This is a genomic window from Pedobacter faecalis, assembly GCF_030182585.1.
In the GTDB taxonomy this organism is placed as follows: domain Bacteria; phylum Bacteroidota; class Bacteroidia; order Sphingobacteriales; family Sphingobacteriaceae; genus Pedobacter; species Pedobacter faecalis.
The window spans coordinates 74152-90357 of record NZ_JARXOW010000002.1; the positions used below are offsets into that span (position 1 = coordinate 74152).

Genomic DNA, 16206 nt, shown 5'->3' on the forward strand with positions numbered 1-16206 from the left:
TAGTAAACCGTTGCTTTCTCAAAGCAACACATACCTATAATAATCATCCCTGTTTATTCTATGTATGCTTACGAATTTAATTAACCTGCATTTTAACCAAAGATGAGTAGAAACAATTAAATCAAAAAAGCCATGCACAAATAAAAAAGCCTTCATTTAAGACTTCAAAGGGGATTATATTATGTTTTCCGCCGACTGGTTAGCAGCCATGCTTCACTGTTCAGCGTTTAGTCATCCTATAACTTAAACTAATATAAAGCCGATGAACATTAAACATTTCCTCATTGCGGGGATTCCTGTGCTCTGTCTCCAGAGCATACCATCCTCCGCCTTTGCTGTTGATGTAGACGCACCAGTCTATTCCAGTTCAGGCAGTGCCTTCTTCTATCGGGCACAACAAATTGTAATAACCGGGCTGGTGGTCGACGAGAATTCGCAGCCAATACCCGGTGTTGGGATCAAGTCCCAAAAGTCGAACCGTACTACCGTCACCGACGCTAGCGGTAAGTTTGCTATCCAGGTCGATGCTGCCGACGAACAGCTTAGCTTTACCTATGTGGGTTATGCTACACAAACCCGTGCCGCCGGGACGGGTGCCGCACCTTTAAACATCCGAATGGTCCCTGCTGAGGGCGTGAATCTGGAAGACGTGGTCGTAATCGGGTACGGTACGCAGCGTCGCTCGGACGTCACCGGAGCAGTGGGTTCGGTAAGAGAAAGCCAGCTGCGTGAAAGGCCGATCACATCCCTGAACCAGGCGATTTCGGGCCGCATACCCGGTGTGCAGGTCAATGTTAATTCGGGGCGGCCGGGTGGACAAACGAACGTCAGGATCCGCGGGTTTAGTTCCATTAATACCACGAACAACCCGCTTTACGTGGTCGACGGTATCGCAATTCCCATGGGAACGCAAACACAGAACAGCAGCCCGATCGATTACCTCAACCCCGGAGATATCGCGTCGATCGAAGTGCTGAAAGACGCGTCCTCCATTGCGATTTATGGTGCGAGGGGAGCTAACGGTGTCATCATGGTCACCACCAAAAAAGGTTCCGCCAGTGGGCCCAGGATTTCTTATGATACCGACTTCAGTATTCCCACCATCGGGCCAAACCGGCTCGAAATGCTAAATGCACGGGAGTATCTGGAGGTCGAGAACCTGGCCTATGAAAATGCCGCAATATATGATCCTGAAGGCTTTGCCAAGGGAGAGTATACCGATCCGAGAATAAAGAGACTCTCGCTGCCAAGGCTTTTCGACGCTCAGGGAAACCCTTTGTATGATACCGACTGGCTTGAAGAATCTACGCAAAACAAGCTTTCGCAAAATCATCAGTTGGGCTTTACAGGCGGCAATGAGGAAAGTACTTATGGCGTATTCCTCAACTATCGCGACGATAATGGGCTGTTATTAAACTCTTATTTAAAACGTTACTCGGGCCGCGTTGTCATGGACAGTCAGCTAAAACCATGGCTCAAGGTAGGGGGTAGCCTCAATTACACCAATCAGGAAGAAAACCTGGTTGATATCGGCACGGGCGGTTTAAACGCCGTGCGGATGATCACCGAAAGCTTCTCCTTTTTGCCTGTGAAATATGCCGACGGAACCTGGGCGGACAATCAGAATTACCCGGGTGCAGAGGGTGGCTCCAATCCGGTGCACATTCTTACCGACCGGCAATATATTCTGCAAACCCAAAACACGCTGGGCTATGTTTACGGAACCATCAACCTCATGGAAGGGCTTGAGTTCAGAAGTGTGCTCGGTGCTAATATTGTAACGCGCGGACGCAACGAGGTCAACGGGCGCAGTCTGTATGGTATAGCTTTCGATCAGCGAGGGCGCGTCGTGCTCGATAATAACCGGGAGAGCTACTGGTCATTCGAAAACTATCTGACTTATAACAAAGAACTAGCTGAAAATCACTCGATCAATGCATTACTTGGTGTATCGTGGCAGGAGGCTAACATATTTGGTTTCGGCGCCAGTGGTGAAAATTTTTCAACGGATTACTTCGGTCCTAACAACCTCGGTGCCGGAAGCAAGCCAGATCCAGGCTCGTCCAGAAGAGCCGGTTTCGCTTTTCAATCTGTATTTGGCCGTTTAAATTATGCGTATAAAGACCGGTATCTGTTTACATTTACCGCGCGCGCAGACGGCTCTTCGAAGTTCGGAGAAAACAACAAGTACTCACTATTCCCTTCCGCAGCGGTCGCCTGGCGCATTTCCGAGGAGGATTTTCTTAAAGGGAATACGACCGTTTCTAACCTGAAATTAAGGGGAAGTTACGGCGTCACCGGCAACTCTGAAGTCGCCAGTTACTCTTCTCTAAGTTTGCTGGGAACAAACTATGCCGGTATCATCAACGATACAAGAATCACTGGTGTAGGCACCAACAGGCTAGCCAATCCAGATTTGAAATGGGAGCGTACAGCTCAGGCCGACATAGGCTTGGAGTTAGGCATGTTCAGTAATCGTATCAGTTTCGAGGCCGACGTGTATTACCGGAAAACTACCGACATGTTGCTTGCGGCGCCGGTCCCTGCTTCCAGCGGCTATCTGTCAATCACCAGAAACGTGGGTAGTATGGAAAACAAGGGTCTCGAACTGGGGCTTAGCACGGTCAACATTACAGGCAACGATTTTTCCTGGACGACAGGATTTAACATTTCTTTCAACAGAAACAAAGTGCTCGAACTGGCTACTCCGGCCGATATCTTTGGTCTTGGTAACCCAAGTTTTACCAATGAAACAGGTATCATAAGGGTAGGTGAACCGGTCGGCTCTTTCTGGGGACTTGTCCGCCTCGGCACATGGAGCGAGGCTGAGCGTGAACAAGCCGCTCAGTACACCTATCGTGGTGGCAATACCCTTTTGCCCGGAGATGTGAAATACCTGGATGTCAACGGAGATTTTGCGATCAACGATGCGGATCGCATGATCATTGGTAATGGTAATCCCGATTACTGGGGCGCTTTTATCAATACTTTTAAATATAAGGGGCTCGAACTGTTGCTCGACTTGCAGTTTTCTCAGGGGAATGACGTCCTCGACATGAGTACGCACTCAGCAGAAGACAGGCAAGGGATCGCCAACAGTTATAAGTCGGTACTTAACGCCTGGACGCCTCAGAACCAGAACACGCCTATCGCTGCAATTCGTGATACAAGGGCCGGATATGTCACCAACGTCGACACAAGATGGGTACAGGACGGTTCTTTCATCAGGGGTCGGAACCTGTTGCTAGGCTATACCTTCCCGGAAAGTATAGCACAACGGCTGCGGCTAAACAGACTTCGCGTGTACGCAAGCACGCAGAACTTTTTCCTGGCTACCAAGTACAGGGGCAACGACCCTGAGGTAACCACCTATGGAAACGCTTTTGCGCAGGGACAAACATTTTTCGATTATCCGAAGCCCACAATGTATACACTGGGACTAAATATCGGGCTATAACACATGGAAACTATGAAACTTAAAATAAAATTTATTGGTACGATGGCGGCTGTTGCCCTCGTCTTACTGGCAAACGGCTGTAAGAAATTCCTGGACGAACAGGATCCATCAAACCTGGCTCCGGGTACTTACTATACGCTTCCTGAGCATGCCGAGGCTGCGATTGCTGCTGCCTACGCCCAAACACGCTTCATAGGAAACGGCGCAGGTATCTTCGTTGTCAACTATTCGATGCTGGAAGTCGTAACCGGTACAGCAAAGACAGAAACCGGACAGAACTCCGATCTGAATAACATCGCGGGGCTGACCTATAACGGCGATAATCTTATGGTCAGGAACTGGTGGAACGGGCTATATAACGTTATCGCGCAGACCAATCTGGTTTTCGACAAAGTACCGGGCATTCCGCTTATGGACGAAACCCGCAGAAAGCAGGTTCTCGGCGAGGCAGCATTTTTGCGTGCATGGGCATATTTCTACCTGGTTCAGCTGTTTGGCGATGTTCCGCTTGTGCTCACTTCACAAACAATCGAATCTCCCGATTTTTATCCGTCAAGAACTGCAGCAGAACAGGTATATGCGCAGATAGTGGCCGACCTGACTCAGGCTGAACAAGCAGGTCTTTCCTGGCAGGACCAATCTGGGAGAGTAAGCATGGGAGCCGCCAAATCGTTGCTCGCAAAGGTATACCTTACCATGGCTGGGTATCCTTTAAACAAAACAGAAAACTATGCATTGGCTGCCTCCAAAGCGCTTGATGTGATTCAGAACGGCGGGTATGACCTTTTTGAAACTTATGACGAGTTGCATAGCAGAGCGACCGAAAACAGGAAAGAGTTTATCTGGCAAATTCAATACTTGTCTTCCATCGCCGGAAACCCGCTTCAACAGATCTTGTTGCCATCCTTCAAGGATGTATCTGCGTATTCCGACGAGATGGGATCAACGGTTCCAGTTCAGCAGTTCTATGATTCCTTTGAAGCCGGAGATCGGCGCGCTGCAGATCGTCAAGGTTTTTTCTACACCTCCTATTACGACGGCGGCGACGGCCCGTTGAAAGAATTGAATGCGCCCTACATTTACAAGCACTTCGATGTGCCCGCTCACGGTACGCTCAATGTTGCGGGAACAGCGCAAAGCGATCTTAATTTCACGCAACTGAGGTACGCGGATATTCTGCTCGTCTATGCCGAAGCGCAAAACAGGGCAGACGGTGCGCCAAATGATATCGCATACACTGCACTGAACGATATCCGCGAGCGGGCTGATCTTGACGAACTCTCCGGCCTGGGCCAGGATCAGTTTGAGGAAGCAGTATGGCGGGAACGCTGGCATGAGCTATGTTACGAAAATATTACCTGGTTCGATATGGTGCGTTTAAGGAAGGCATATAATCCCGTATCCGACAGCTTCGAGGAGTTTGAAGGACACCGGTTCCCGGCCAACCCAACTATTGTGTTGCAGCGCAGAAACCTGCTTTTCCCATTGCCGACTGCGGAAATGCGAAATAACCCGAATCTGAAACCACAGAACCCGGATTACTAAGCCGGAGTATATTTTTAACGAAATCCGCACAAGACCATCCGGAAGCGGCGCCTAAGCAGGCGCCGCTTTTTCTTTTTTTAATTTTATTTGGTAATATTGGAATGCTAAAATGATTTAGAATAACCAAAATATTCCTCATGGGTTAGAGGAATGCAAACCAAATACACACACACAAATGAAATTAAAAACTACAATTTTTGCATTGCTGCTGCTCGGTCGAACGGCCAGCGGTCAGCAAACTGACCTGGTGAAGTATGTCAATACCCTGCAAGGTACAAACTCAAAACACGAGCTAACCAGGGGCAACACTTATCCTACCACTGCACTGCCTTTCGGTATGCATACCTGGACGCCGCAGACTGGTAAAAACGGCGACGGATGGAAGTATCAGTATTTCCTCGACAAGATTCGCGGATTTCAGCAGGCACATCAGTGCAGCTCATGGACCAGAGATTACGCCGTATTTTCTTTCATGCCAATGATCGACAACCTGGTTGTAGACGAGAATAAGCGCGAGGCTAAGTTCAGTCATGCCAATGAAATCGGAAAGCCCAACTATTATAAGGTAACTTTCGACAATCAGATCACCACAGAGATATCACCCTCAGAGCGCGGCGCCCATTTACGCTTCAGCTATCCTTCTGGCAAAAAGAGCTTCCTGGTACTCGATGGTTATACCCGCACCAGCGGTGTAAAAATCTACCCGAAAGAAGGTAAGATAACCGGATGGGTAAGCAACGGACAAGGTTTTAAGCAGGACTGGAAAAGTTATTTCGTGGTTCAGTTCGATCAGCCTATTAAATCCTACGGAACCTGGGAAAACCGCGATAACACCATAAAAGCAGATTCAACAGCAGCAGAAGGCCGAGGAAAAGGTGCATACATCGAATTTAAGGCCGGCGCAAAAGTTCAGGTCAAAACAGCCTCCTCTTACATCAGCCTGGAACAGGCCGAACTTAACCTGAAAAGAGAACTTGGGCCTGACAAGAACCTGGAGCAGACCAAAGCAAAAGCTGCTGCCATCTGGAATAAATCTCTGGGCAAGATTCTCGTAGAAGGGGGCACTGAAGCTGATAAAGCAACATTTTACTCATGCTTTTTCCGCGCAAGCTTATTCTCGAGAAAATTCTACGAGCTCGACAAAGACGGCAAACCATACTATTTCAGTCCGTATGATGGCAAGGTACATCCAGGCCATATGTTTACCGATACCGGTTTCTGGGATACCTTCCGTGCGCAGTTCCCCTTGAACTCGCTGTTGCACGAAGAAATGCACGGACAGTACATGCAGGCAATGCTCGATGCATACAAACAATGCGGATGGCTGCCATCCTGGTCATTTCCGAGCGAGGCCGGAAGTATGATCGGTAATCATGCTATTTCCCTGTTTGCCGACGCATGGGCAAAAGGGATTAAAACCTTTGACCCAAAAGAAGCTTTAGAAGCTTACCTGCATGAAGCGACAAACAAAGGTCCGTGGGGACCTGCTAACGGTCGCGACGGCTGGAGAGAATACTTCCACCTGGGCTATGTGCCTTATCCGAAATACAGGGAATCTACAGCAAAGACACTAGAGTACGCTTACGATGATTTCTGCGGTTACCAGTTGGCAAAAATGACCGGCAACCAATTTTATATGGATGTGTTCGGTCGCCAGATGTACAACTACAAAAACGTCTACGATCCGTCAACACGTTTTATGCGCGGAAGAGATATAGATGGATCATGGACCAAGAACTTTGATCCGATAGAGTGGGGCGGACCGTTCACCGAAGGAAATGCATGGCATTATCACTGGTCTGTTTTCCAGGATACAAAAGGATTGATCAATTTGATGGGCGGCGAGAATAATTTTACGGCTAAACTGGACTCCGTTTTTAGTGAGCCTAATAAGGTGAAAGTTGGTACTTATGGCGGCATGATTCACGAGATGACGGAGATGGTGATGGCAAATATGGGCCAGTATGCGCATGGCAATCAACCAATCCAGCATATGGTATACTTGTATAATTATGCCAATCAGCCATGGAAATCCCAGTATCATGCGCGAAATGTGATGAGTAAATTGTATGACGCAACAGAAAACGGGTATCCCGGCGATGAAGACCAGGGTCAAACATCATCATGGTATGTACTTAGTGCATTAGGCTTTTATAGTGTAACACCGGGAACCGCCGAATATGTTTTCGGAAGCCCTGCATTCAAGAAGATCACCATCACGCTTGAAAACAACAAGAAGTTTGTGATCGAAGCAGCAGATAATAGTCCGGAAAACGTTTATATTAGTAACGCTACTTTAAACGGGCAAACGTATACCAAAAACTTTATTACCCATCAGGATTTAATAAAGGGCGGGACCCTGAAGTTTGAAATGAGCAATAAACCAAATACCCAAAGAGGCCTGGCGACTGAAGACAAGCCATTCTCTTTATCAAAATAACGATATGAAAAGAAGAAATTTTTTACAAAGCACCGGCGTTCTTGCAGCCGGCATGATGGCCAGCAAGGTCTCCTTTGCGCTGGCACCTGACTTCCCCGTGGTACGGATAGCAGCTTCTAAGCGGCATTTTCAAAGCGATGCGGTAGAAGCCGCAATTGCAGAATTTCAAAAGAATGTGGGCAACAAGGAACTTGCCTGGTTGTTTGAGAACTGTTTTCCAAACACACTGGATACGACCGTTACCTACACCGAGCAGGGCGGAAAACCCGATACTTATGTAATCACCGGAGATATCGATGCGATGTGGTTGCGCGACAGTACAGCTCAGGTAACACCATATCTTTCGTTGGTTAAAGGCGATCAAAAACTGCAGAAGCTGATTGCAGGTGTTATCAACCATCAGGTAAAGTGTATTAAAAAAGATCCTTACGCCAATGCGTTCTATGGCGATCCAAATAAAAAAGGAGAGTGGAGCACTGATAAAACGGATATGAAACCTGGTGTGCATGAGCGTAAATGGGAAATTGACTCTCTATGCTACCCGATCAGATTAAGTTATCAGTACTGGAAGATTACCGGAGACACTTCTCCGTTCGATGCCGGCTGGAGAGATGCAATCTCGCTAATCGTTAAGACTTTCAAGGAGCAGCAAAGAAAAGATGGCCCAGGACCATATCACTTCCAGCGTGAAACGATCTTCGCGACGGATACAGTGCCGATGAGCGGTTACGGATATCCAACCAAACCAGTTGGTTTGATCTGCTCTGTTTTCCGTCCAAGTGATGATGCGACTATCTATAACTTCCTGGTTCCTTCAAATTTCTTTGCAGTTGTCAGTTTAAGGCAAGCAGCAGAAATTTTGCAGGAAGTGAACAAAGACAGAGCGCTTGCCGATGAGTGCCGTGCTCTAGCTACTGAAGTGGAGAACGCGTTAAAAAAATATGCCGTTGTGCAGCATCCGCAGTTCGGTAAAGTATATGCCTTTGAAGTCAACGGTTTCGGTAGCTTCAACATCATGGACGATGCAAACGTGCCTAGCTTACTGGCCTTGCCATATTTAGGCGCTGTAAAAGCCAACGATCCTATTTATGCGAATACACGTAAGCTGATCCTATCGTCAGAAAATCCGTTCTTCTTCCAGGGAACTGCAGCCAAAGGCATCGGCAGTCCGCATACCGGCGCTGATAAGATCTGGCCTATCGCGCTCGTTATGCAAGGATTAACCGCGCAAAGCGATGAAGAGATCAAAAGTTGTTTGCAATACCTGCAGGCCAACCACGCCAAAACCGGGTTTATGCACGAGTCGTTCCATAAAAATGACCCGGCGAATTTCACACGTTCCTGGTTTGCCTGGGCTAATACCATATTTGGAGAGTTCCTCTGGAAAGTCTACAAAGAGAAGCCGCACTTGCTGGCTTGAGCCGCAAGTAAATCTTATCATTAAGGCACCGGTAGGTGCCTTAACCATTTATGGCCGTTTACTGTCGCATCAACACCCCGGTTTTGTCGCGACCATGTATTGCTGAAATTGTTCAAGTCACCTTACTTTGAGGTATAAACAAAATCATAAAACCATGGCACTAAAAACAACTAAAATTATTTATTGGGTAAGCACAGGTCTGCTTGCTTTATTTATTCTTCCTGGTATTTTTTTCATGAACAGCCCTATGGCAAAAGAAGGGACTGCTCATTTGCAGATTCCTGACTGGCTGGCCATGACTGTTGGCATCGGACAGTTCATTGGAGGTCTCATTTTAATTATCCCCGGGCTGCCCGTGCGCCTCAAAGAATGGGGATACACTGCCCTGGGTATCGTGTATATCAGTGCATTAATCGGGCACCTTTCGGTGGATGGCCCAATCGCCGCATCTTTTATGCCTTTAGTAACTTTCTTTGTACTTTTAATCTCTTATTTAACCTACCATAAACTGCGAGGTGTCTCAAATCCATAGCTTATGAATAATACCGGGGAGTCCGGCCAATCTGCACCGGGCCTCAATATTGACCACACGTTGAAAGCCTTCAACGAACTGAACGTTGACGAATTGTACAGCCTGCTGAAGCTTCGCAGCGACGTGTTCATTCTGGAGCAAAACTGTGTATATCCAGACATAGACGACAAAGATCGATCGAGTATACATCTGCAGATTTTTGCAAACGATAAATTGGTCGCGTATGCACGACTCTTACCTGCTGGTGTGTCATACCCGGAAGTTTCCATAGGACGGGTCGTTTCCAGCTCGTCCGTACGTGGCAAGGGTATCGGAAGTTTGCTCATGAAGGAAGCTATTCGTGGCTGTTTCCAGTATTTCGGCCCGTCCGATATCCGTATAAGCGCGCAATATTACCTTCTTGAGTATTACCGTTCGTTTGGCTTCCTCCCTCAGGGAGCGCCATATATGGAAGACGGGATCATGCATATTGAGATGCTTCGAAAGGCCACCTTAGGCTGTAAATAAGAAACGGGGTCTGATCTGGCGACCAACCCCCGTTCATAATTAACGCTCTCAGGAGCAAATATACGAACACTTGTATATACATGTCAAGAGTAAAATGAAATTTTTTATGATTTGCCGTTCGAGAGGACTATTTTTCTGTGTGGGTCTGGCCAATTGTTGAAACCAAATAAGAAACGGGGTTTGATCTGGCGACCAACCCCCGTCATCTAATTAACGCTCTCGGCAGCAAATATACGAAACTTGTATATACATGCCAAGCCAACAAATGAAAATTTATCCATCTGCCTGGTTGCCAGTTTTTAAAAAGCGATAGGTCAGTGCAGCGAATACGGTGTATACGATATGCGCTGGAATACGTTGTATGTAGAAATCGACATAGTGCTGTCTTGGAGGCAATGGATGTAGTTTAAAGGTTCCTTTCCAGATTAGCAGCCCGAATACTCCGGCTACGGCACCAAGAACCAATGCATCTTTAAAAGTACATTTGATCCGTCCCGTTTGCCACAACTCCACGAAAACAGCTGCAAATACAAAGCCCATAGCGTAATGTGCTCCCCATCCGGCAATCTTCTTTGCGTTGCTCGATAAAAACGGCGCAAGCCTCGAGATCATCTTTTCAAGGTGATCAGGTTCGCTGTAATTGTCTTTCATCATGAGCGACATAAGTTCGCTGCCTGCTGTCATTGCGGTAGTGCCGCCTACGCCCGTAAGGATGATTTGTGACGCTTTATTCATTTCAACTTTTCTATGTAGAACTGGTAATCTAACAATCGCCAAAATGGTTGGTTTTAAGAAGGTCTACATTAGGCTTAAGATAAATACCTTTCGCATAGTGTATTTATTATATGTCAAACCGATGATGGTTAGATTTCGAGCCTGTTTGCACCCTATTACGACCCTATTAGCACCTAATTACCACCTTATTAAACTATGGCGCAGTCACATCTCATCTTAAATCGTATTTTTGCATAAATATTAAGGCATTGGGAACATTACTGGATACAGGGATTAAGGGTTATAATAACTATGGTACTTTTCTACGTGAGAAGTATCAGGGGCAGCGGGTATTTAAGGCTATCGTTGATGGAGGTTTTACCTGCCCTAATCGCGACGGTAGTAAAGGCTTCGGTGGCTGCACTTATTGCAATGTTGATTCGTTTACGCCTGAAACAGCGCGAAAGCTTCCTACATTAAAAGAACAACTCATTGAGAATATGGACCGTGGGCGAAAGCTTTATAAAGCCGATAAGTTCATCGTTTATTTTCAGCCCAATACCAATACCTATGCGCCGGCACATTATCTAAAGATGATGTACGATGAGGCTTTGTCCGTAAATACAGAAGATATCGTCGGTTTGGCTGTGGGCACCAGGCCTGATTGTATTGATGCTGAAAAGGTAGCGTTGCTGGAAAGTTATGCGGACCGTTTTAATGTCGACCTGGAGATGGGCATGGAGTCAATCTACGACGAGACACTGGAGCAAATCAACAGGGGTTGCAGTCACGGCGAGTTTGTTGCTGCAGTGAAACTGCTTGAAAACACTAAACTCGATCTGTGCGTACATACGATCTTCGGTTTTCCAAATGAAACGGAGGATATGATGCTTAACTATATTCATGAAATTAACCGCTTTCCGCAAATTAAGTTCGTAAAGTTTCATCACCTTCACATCGTGGAAGGCTCCATTATGGGTGTAAAGTATAAGCGAAATCCATTTAAGCTGTTTACGCTTGATGAGTATACCGATCTCCTGTGTCGTGCAATTCCGTTATTGCGACCAGATATTGTCATCCAGAGATTGTTTGGCGTGTCTGATTGGGATCTCCTGATCGCCCCAAAATGGGGACTTCCTAAATCCGCAGTCCAAACCTACATCGACAAGGAGATTGAGCGCCGCGGGGTGGTCCAAGGTTCCGCTTATGTAACCCCAGGTAAATAATCGCCAAAGAGCTCAACAATCTTTCTTTTACGGTAATCAAATATTTCGCGCAGGCGTTGCCTTACAAGTGCACTATTGGCCACACTCCCAAGCATGCCTAATGGGAGGCCATAAGTGAGGAGATCTTTCATTTCAGTGCCGCCGGGGATTGATCTGAAATGGTGCTGATGGTGCCAGAACCTGAAAGGACCGAATCGCTGCTCATCGACAAAATACCGCTCGTTGATTACGTGGGTGATTTCGGTCATCCAGTTTAGCTGAATTCCGAAAAGCGGCGCGACCTTATAAGTGATAATCATCCCTGGGTACATTTTCGTTCCCTGATCGTAATCGGACGTTACGTTGAAGGCCATATTTGGCGGCGTTATTTTAACAAGGTTTAGTGGCGACGAGAAAAAATCCCATGCTTCAGGTATTGGCACAGGGATGCTCTGTGTAAAGGTGAGCTGGTATGCTTTCATAGTATATACACAGTTACATCCTGTATACTGTTTTCACTCTGGCTAAACTCATGTTTGTTGAAAGTTTTTCAAAAAGACCTCATTTTTATTTTTTTCTAAAAAAATATGGGTGTGAAACTCGCTAATATTAGAAAAACACAAAATTTTATAGCCTTTTTTGTTATAAATTCATGTTTTAGTGTTGTTTTATTATAAAAATCTCGGGATTTTTATGTTTTTGTTGATCATATTCGTTTGAATTATCAATTTTATTCATAGTTTTATAAAAAAATCAAACAAACACATAATTAAAAACTTGTAAAATCTAACATTTATGGCAAAAGTTTTATTTAAACAGTGGGGTCCGTTTGCAGTTTTGATGATAATTGCAATTTTGGCTCTTTTTATTCCCTTACTTCCAAACTTTGATGAGGGAAAGTATAATGCGGCGGATGTTGCATTTATATTAGTAGCGGCGGCACTGGTGTTTTTGATGACGCCGGGGTTGGCTTTCTTCTATGGTGGAATGGTTGATCGCAAAAACGTGCTGTCTACCATGATCAAAAGTGTTGTTGCGGCTGGCGTTGTTACTGTGCTATGGGTTGTAGTCGGTTTCAGTCTTGCATTTGGGGAGTCGAACGGCGGCTTGATTGGAAGCCCGTCCACTTACCTTTTCTTCCAAGGTGTTAATTCGGGACCTGCCTGGGGTACAATACCGCTTTCACTATTTGCCGTGTTCCAGTTAATGTTTGCGATTATTACGCCAGGCTTGGTTGTAGGTGCCGTAGCTGAAAGAATCCGTTTTACATCCTACATTCTTTTTATCGTCTTGTTTGCGCTGCTAGTGTATTCGCCACTGGCACACTGGACCTGGCACTCAGAAGGTTTGCTTTTCAAAATGGGCGTGCTGGATTTTGCCGGAGGTACCGTAGTGCATATTTCTGCAGGTATGGCTGCTTTGGCTGGTGCACTGGTTCTGAAGCGTAGAAAGTCGCACATCGAACACAGAGAGGTTCCGCCTGCTAATATTCCTTATGTACTGATCGGAACAGGCTTGCTTTGGTTTGGCTGGTTCGGGTTCAATGCAGGATCTGCTTTAGGAGCCAACGTTTTAGCGGTGTCAGCTTTTCTTACTACCAATATTGCTGCTGGTGCTGCTGGTCTGTCGTGGATGTTCTTCGATGTTGCCAGAGGCAAGAAGCCATCTGTTCTTGGTTTTTGTATAGGAGCTGTGGTTGGTCTTGTAGCCATTACGCCTGGTGCCGGTTTTGTAAGTATTCCGTCGAGCATATTCATTGGGGCCATTGCTGCGGTAATCTCTAATCTGGTGGTTTCATGGAAACAGAAAACCAGTTTGGACGACACGCTTGATGTGTTCCCTTGTCATGGCGTGGGCGGCATCGTCGGTATGTTGCTTACTGGTGTGTTTGCAACGAAAACAGTAAATCCGGCTGGTGTGGACGGTTTACTTTACGGCAATCCAGAGTTCTTCGTTACGCAGCTTAAAGGCATGCTGATTAGTGTTGTATTTAGTTTCGTAATGTCCTTTATTGTTTTCAAAGTAATCAATCTTGTACAGCCTATCCGTGTATCTGAAGAAGAGGAGATGGAAGGACTTGATGCTTCGCAGCACAATGAAAAGTACGTTCAGGGAACACTTATCGTCGCTGGCCGTGAAGTAGAAAATACATTTTAATCTAAACTATCAATCTCAACCACAAACCTAAATTTATGAAACTAAAATTTGCATTAACCGCTGCATTGTTGTCTTCTGTTTCCTTTGTTTTTGCGCAAGAAGAAGCTGAGTCCCCTTTGGAGATCTCAGGTTCAGTCGACGCTTACTACAAGTATGATTTCGCAAACCGACCAAACATTGCGACTTACTTTGCTAACGAGCATAATTCTATTTCAATAGGTATGATCGATCTGGCGTTGAAGAAGACCACCGGTAAGGCTTCATTCGTCGGGGAACTGTCCTTTGGACCACGCGGGCAGTTCCAATCGATCCCCAACTCAGATGGAAGTTATGATGAGACCGGACCGAACAGTTTTCACATACAAAACCTTTATGTGAGTTATGCATTCACTGATAAGTTTTCAATGACCGCAGGGTATATGGGGACATTTATTGGTTATGAAGTAATTTCGCCGGCTGCTAATTTTAACTATTCTACGTCCTATCTATTCGGGAGCGGCCCTTTTCAAAACGCGGGTATAAAAGGTACCTATGCGTTTTCAGACAAAGTTAGTCTGATGGTAGGCTTGTTCAACGACTGGAACGTATATCAGGATTTTAACGGCGTATCTCATATCGGTGCTCAGCTCGCTTTAAGTCCGGTTGAAGGATGGTCGGCCTATCTGAATGTTTTGTCGGGTACCTCTGCAGGTGCGCCAGGTACAGGAACTATTTTTGATCTGACTACCGCGTATCAGATTACTGATAAGTTTAAACTAGGGCTGAATGCGGCTGATTACACAGTTTCTAACGACAACGGCGGTTATACCGGCGCAGCACTATATCCTCAATATGCTTTTACGCCTTCAGTGGCATTGGGACTGAGAGGTGAATATTTTACACTCAAAGATGCTGTGGATGGCACAGACGGTTCTACCAGTGACGCATCGGTAACTTCGATTACACTTTCAGGAAATATCAAGTCCGGAGGCTTGACCTTTATCCCGGAAGTTCGCTTCGATAACGACGAAGACCAAATCTGGGCATTTACCAAGAGCAATGGTGCTTTTACGAAAACTGCCTCTCAGTTTTCATTGGCGGTGGTTTACGCCTTTTAGTCAAACGTTTTGTTTAAATTTAAAGGCTGCCAAACAAGGCAGCCTTTAATATTTTTAGTCTTATGCGATTTTATTTGTGTTATTTTCTGTTCACCTGCAGTGTATATGGTGTCTACGCCCAGCAGCTATTACCCAAAAATGAGTCTGGAAAATATACTTATATGGAGGTCGAGGAGCTGAGTGTGCCCGTACAACAGGCAATCACTAACGCTCAGACTTTTATTGATAGAAATGGCAAACAGCTGAAATCGGACGGGGTGGTAGGAGACACTGCTCTTCTGGCCAGCGGTAAAATGGTGCTATACAAAGGTTCATCCGGCATCGGCCGGCCGTCTGCAGAAGCAAGCTATCAAATGAGGCTTGATCTAAGGCCTGGAAAATACAAGATCATCTTAACGGAGTTTGTTGTAACACCGTACCAGCGCGACCGCTATGGTAATTTTGTTCCGACTACGCTTGCTGTCCCGCTGGAGCGGGAGCCTGATAAGCTAGGTCGCGGCGACTGGCAAAGAAATATGGCTTCCATAATTGTCCAGTCGAAGAAACTCACTACTAGTTTGAAGGCTTCGCTAAAAAGCAATCATAGCAAGGAAACTTCAAAGCCTGCGACAATCTCCACCAAAAGCTGGTAACGATCTAGTGAACCATTTTATCTGCACAAGTGGAACTTGCAAAGGCTTCCGGCTTGGCCTTGAAGATGAAGCCCATGCTTAAGATATAGCCCATCGCCTCATTTAGCGCTTTGTTTGATTTGAACATCGGGTTTGTATTGATGTCGGCATGAACCTCTAGATGTACATCATATAAATCGAGCAGGTCGCAGATGGAATAGGCTGTTTCTATTGATTTCTGTACCTCTACAAGCATTCGCTCCTTTATGGTCATTTTTGTGCTTGTTTTTTCCTGGTGGATGTACATGAAGCCGCCGTGGTGCTCCCTGAGCAACACAATTACCGTGGCAAAGTCTGTTGTGTGTCCCTTTACCTGCGAGTCTGTTCCTATACAAACTTTAAGTCTGTGGCCTTTTCCTGTCTCGCGAACAATTGCATTTTCGATTTCTTGAACGATCGGCGAATGCACCACGTCGCCGCTAAATTTTTTCCAGGTCATATACTTGTAGTCAGTTAAGTAA

Annotated in this window: 13 protein-coding genes; 10 read left to right on the forward strand and 3 right to left on the reverse strand. The window is 46.1% G+C overall.

The window, feature by feature from the left end:
- The first annotated feature begins 262 nt into the window (after positions 1-262).
- The 6 genes from QEP07_RS13985 to QEP07_RS14010 all read left to right on the forward strand — a co-directional run bounded on the left by QEP07_RS13985 (position 263) and on the right by QEP07_RS14010 (position 9901).
- The gene (locus tag QEP07_RS13985) at positions 263-3457 is read left to right on the forward strand and encodes a SusC/RagA family TonB-linked outer membrane protein (protein ID WP_285010799.1); all 3195 of its coding nucleotides are present in this window, start codon (positions 263-265) and stop codon (positions 3455-3457) included.
- 12 nt (positions 3458-3469) lie between these two features.
- The gene (locus tag QEP07_RS13990) at positions 3470-5002 is read left to right on the forward strand and encodes a RagB/SusD family nutrient uptake outer membrane protein (protein WP_285010800.1); all 1533 of its coding nucleotides are present in this window, start codon (positions 3470-3472) and stop codon (positions 5000-5002) included.
- Between the two features lie 175 nt (positions 5003-5177).
- Positions 5178-7442 (forward strand): GH92 family glycosyl hydrolase, encoded by a 2265-nt coding sequence (locus QEP07_RS13995; protein ID WP_285010801.1) that lies wholly within the window; start codon positions 5178-5180, stop codon positions 7440-7442.
- A 4-nt stretch (positions 7443-7446) separates the two neighbouring features.
- The gene (locus QEP07_RS14000; protein ID WP_285010802.1) at positions 7447-8862 is read left to right on the forward strand and encodes a glycoside hydrolase family 125 protein; all 1416 of its coding nucleotides are present in this window, start codon (positions 7447-7449) and stop codon (positions 8860-8862) included.
- Positions 8863-9016: 154 nt separating this feature from the next.
- Entirely contained in the window at positions 9017-9394 is a 378-nt protein-coding gene (locus QEP07_RS14005) for a DoxX family protein (RefSeq protein WP_256007154.1), read from the forward strand.
- A 3-nt stretch (positions 9395-9397) separates the two neighbouring features.
- The gene (locus QEP07_RS14010) at positions 9398-9901 is read left to right on the forward strand and encodes a GNAT family N-acetyltransferase (protein WP_285010803.1); all 504 of its coding nucleotides are present in this window, start codon (positions 9398-9400) and stop codon (positions 9899-9901) included.
- 273 nt (positions 9902-10174) lie between these two features.
- Here the strand turns inward: QEP07_RS14010 and QEP07_RS14015 are convergent, their stop codons facing one another.
- A complete protein-coding gene (locus QEP07_RS14015) occupies positions 10175-10636 on the reverse strand; it encodes a hypothetical protein (RefSeq protein ID WP_285010804.1) in 462 nt (153 codons plus the stop codon).
- A gap of 248 nt (positions 10637-10884) precedes the next feature.
- On the opposite strand from QEP07_RS14015, the gene mnmL reads away from it, so the two are divergent.
- Entirely contained in the window at positions 10885-11841 is a 957-nt protein-coding gene (gene mnmL, locus QEP07_RS14020) for a tRNA modification radical SAM protein MnmL/YtqA (RefSeq protein ID WP_256007157.1), read from the forward strand.
- Here mnmL and QEP07_RS14025 read toward each other — a convergent pair.
- Positions 11820-12302 carry an SRPBCC family protein gene (locus tag QEP07_RS14025; protein WP_256007158.1) on the reverse strand — a complete coding sequence of 161 codons (483 nt, stop codon included), beginning with the start codon at positions 12300-12302 and terminating at the stop codon, positions 11820-11822. The genes mnmL and QEP07_RS14025 overlap by 22 nt on opposite strands.
- 313 nt (positions 12303-12615) lie before the next feature.
- Between QEP07_RS14025 and QEP07_RS14030 the strand changes: the two genes are divergently transcribed.
- The 3 genes from QEP07_RS14030 (at position 12616) to QEP07_RS14040 (ending at position 15706) form a co-directional block, all read left to right on the forward strand.
- The gene (locus QEP07_RS14030; RefSeq protein WP_256007159.1) at positions 12616-13977 is read left to right on the forward strand and encodes an ammonium transporter; all 1362 of its coding nucleotides are present in this window, start codon (positions 12616-12618) and stop codon (positions 13975-13977) included.
- Between the two features lie 35 nt (positions 13978-14012).
- A complete protein-coding gene (locus tag QEP07_RS14035) occupies positions 14013-15074 on the forward strand; it encodes a porin (protein WP_256007160.1) in 1062 nt (353 codons plus the stop codon).
- 161 nt (positions 15075-15235) lie between these two features.
- On the forward strand, positions 15236-15706 hold the full coding sequence (locus QEP07_RS14040; protein WP_285010805.1) for a hypothetical protein: 471 nt from the start codon (positions 15236-15238) through the stop codon (positions 15704-15706).
- Positions 15707-15710: 4 nt separating this feature from the next.
- Here the strand turns inward: QEP07_RS14040 and QEP07_RS14045 are convergent, their stop codons facing one another.
- The gene (locus QEP07_RS14045) at positions 15711-16184 is read right to left on the reverse strand and encodes a ribonuclease H-like YkuK family protein (protein ID WP_285010806.1); all 474 of its coding nucleotides are present in this window, start codon (positions 16182-16184) and stop codon (positions 15711-15713) included.
- Positions 16185-16206: the final 22 nt, after the last annotated feature.

What these genes read in the sequence shown, in the direction of transcription:
- QEP07_RS14000 (WP_285010802.1), top strand. Translation starts at nt 7,447, where the DNA reads ATGAAAAGAAGAAATTTTTTACAAAGCACCGGCGTTCTTGCAGCCGGC.
- QEP07_RS14035 (WP_256007160.1), top strand. Translation starts at nt 14,013, where the DNA reads ATGAAACTAAAATTTGCATTAACCGCTGCATTGTTGTCTTCTGTTTCC.
- QEP07_RS14005 (WP_256007154.1), top strand. Translation starts at nt 9,017, where the DNA reads ATGGCACTAAAAACAACTAAAATTATTTATTGGGTAAGCACAGGTCTG.
- QEP07_RS13985 (WP_285010799.1), top strand. Translation starts at nt 263, where the DNA reads ATGAACATTAAACATTTCCTCATTGCGGGGATTCCTGTGCTCTGTCTC.
- QEP07_RS14045 (WP_285010806.1), bottom strand. Translation starts at nt 16,184, where the DNA reads ATGACCTGGAAAAAATTTAGCGGCGACGTGGTGCATTCGCCGATCGTT.
- QEP07_RS13990 (WP_285010800.1), top strand. Translation starts at nt 3,470, where the DNA reads ATGAAACTTAAAATAAAATTTATTGGTACGATGGCGGCTGTTGCCCTC.
- QEP07_RS14010 (WP_285010803.1), top strand. Translation starts at nt 9,398, where the DNA reads ATGAATAATACCGGGGAGTCCGGCCAATCTGCACCGGGCCTCAATATT.
- QEP07_RS14025 (WP_256007158.1), bottom strand. Translation starts at nt 12,302, where the DNA reads ATGAAAGCATACCAGCTCACCTTTACACAGAGCATCCCTGTGCCAATA.
- QEP07_RS14015 (WP_285010804.1), bottom strand. Translation starts at nt 10,636, where the DNA reads ATGAATAAAGCGTCACAAATCATCCTTACGGGCGTAGGCGGCACTACC.
- QEP07_RS13995 (WP_285010801.1), top strand. Translation starts at nt 5,178, where the DNA reads ATGAAATTAAAAACTACAATTTTTGCATTGCTGCTGCTCGGTCGAACG.
- QEP07_RS14040 (WP_285010805.1), top strand. Translation starts at nt 15,236, where the DNA reads ATGGAGGTCGAGGAGCTGAGTGTGCCCGTACAACAGGCAATCACTAAC.
- QEP07_RS14030 (WP_256007159.1), top strand. Translation starts at nt 12,616, where the DNA reads ATGGCAAAAGTTTTATTTAAACAGTGGGGTCCGTTTGCAGTTTTGATG.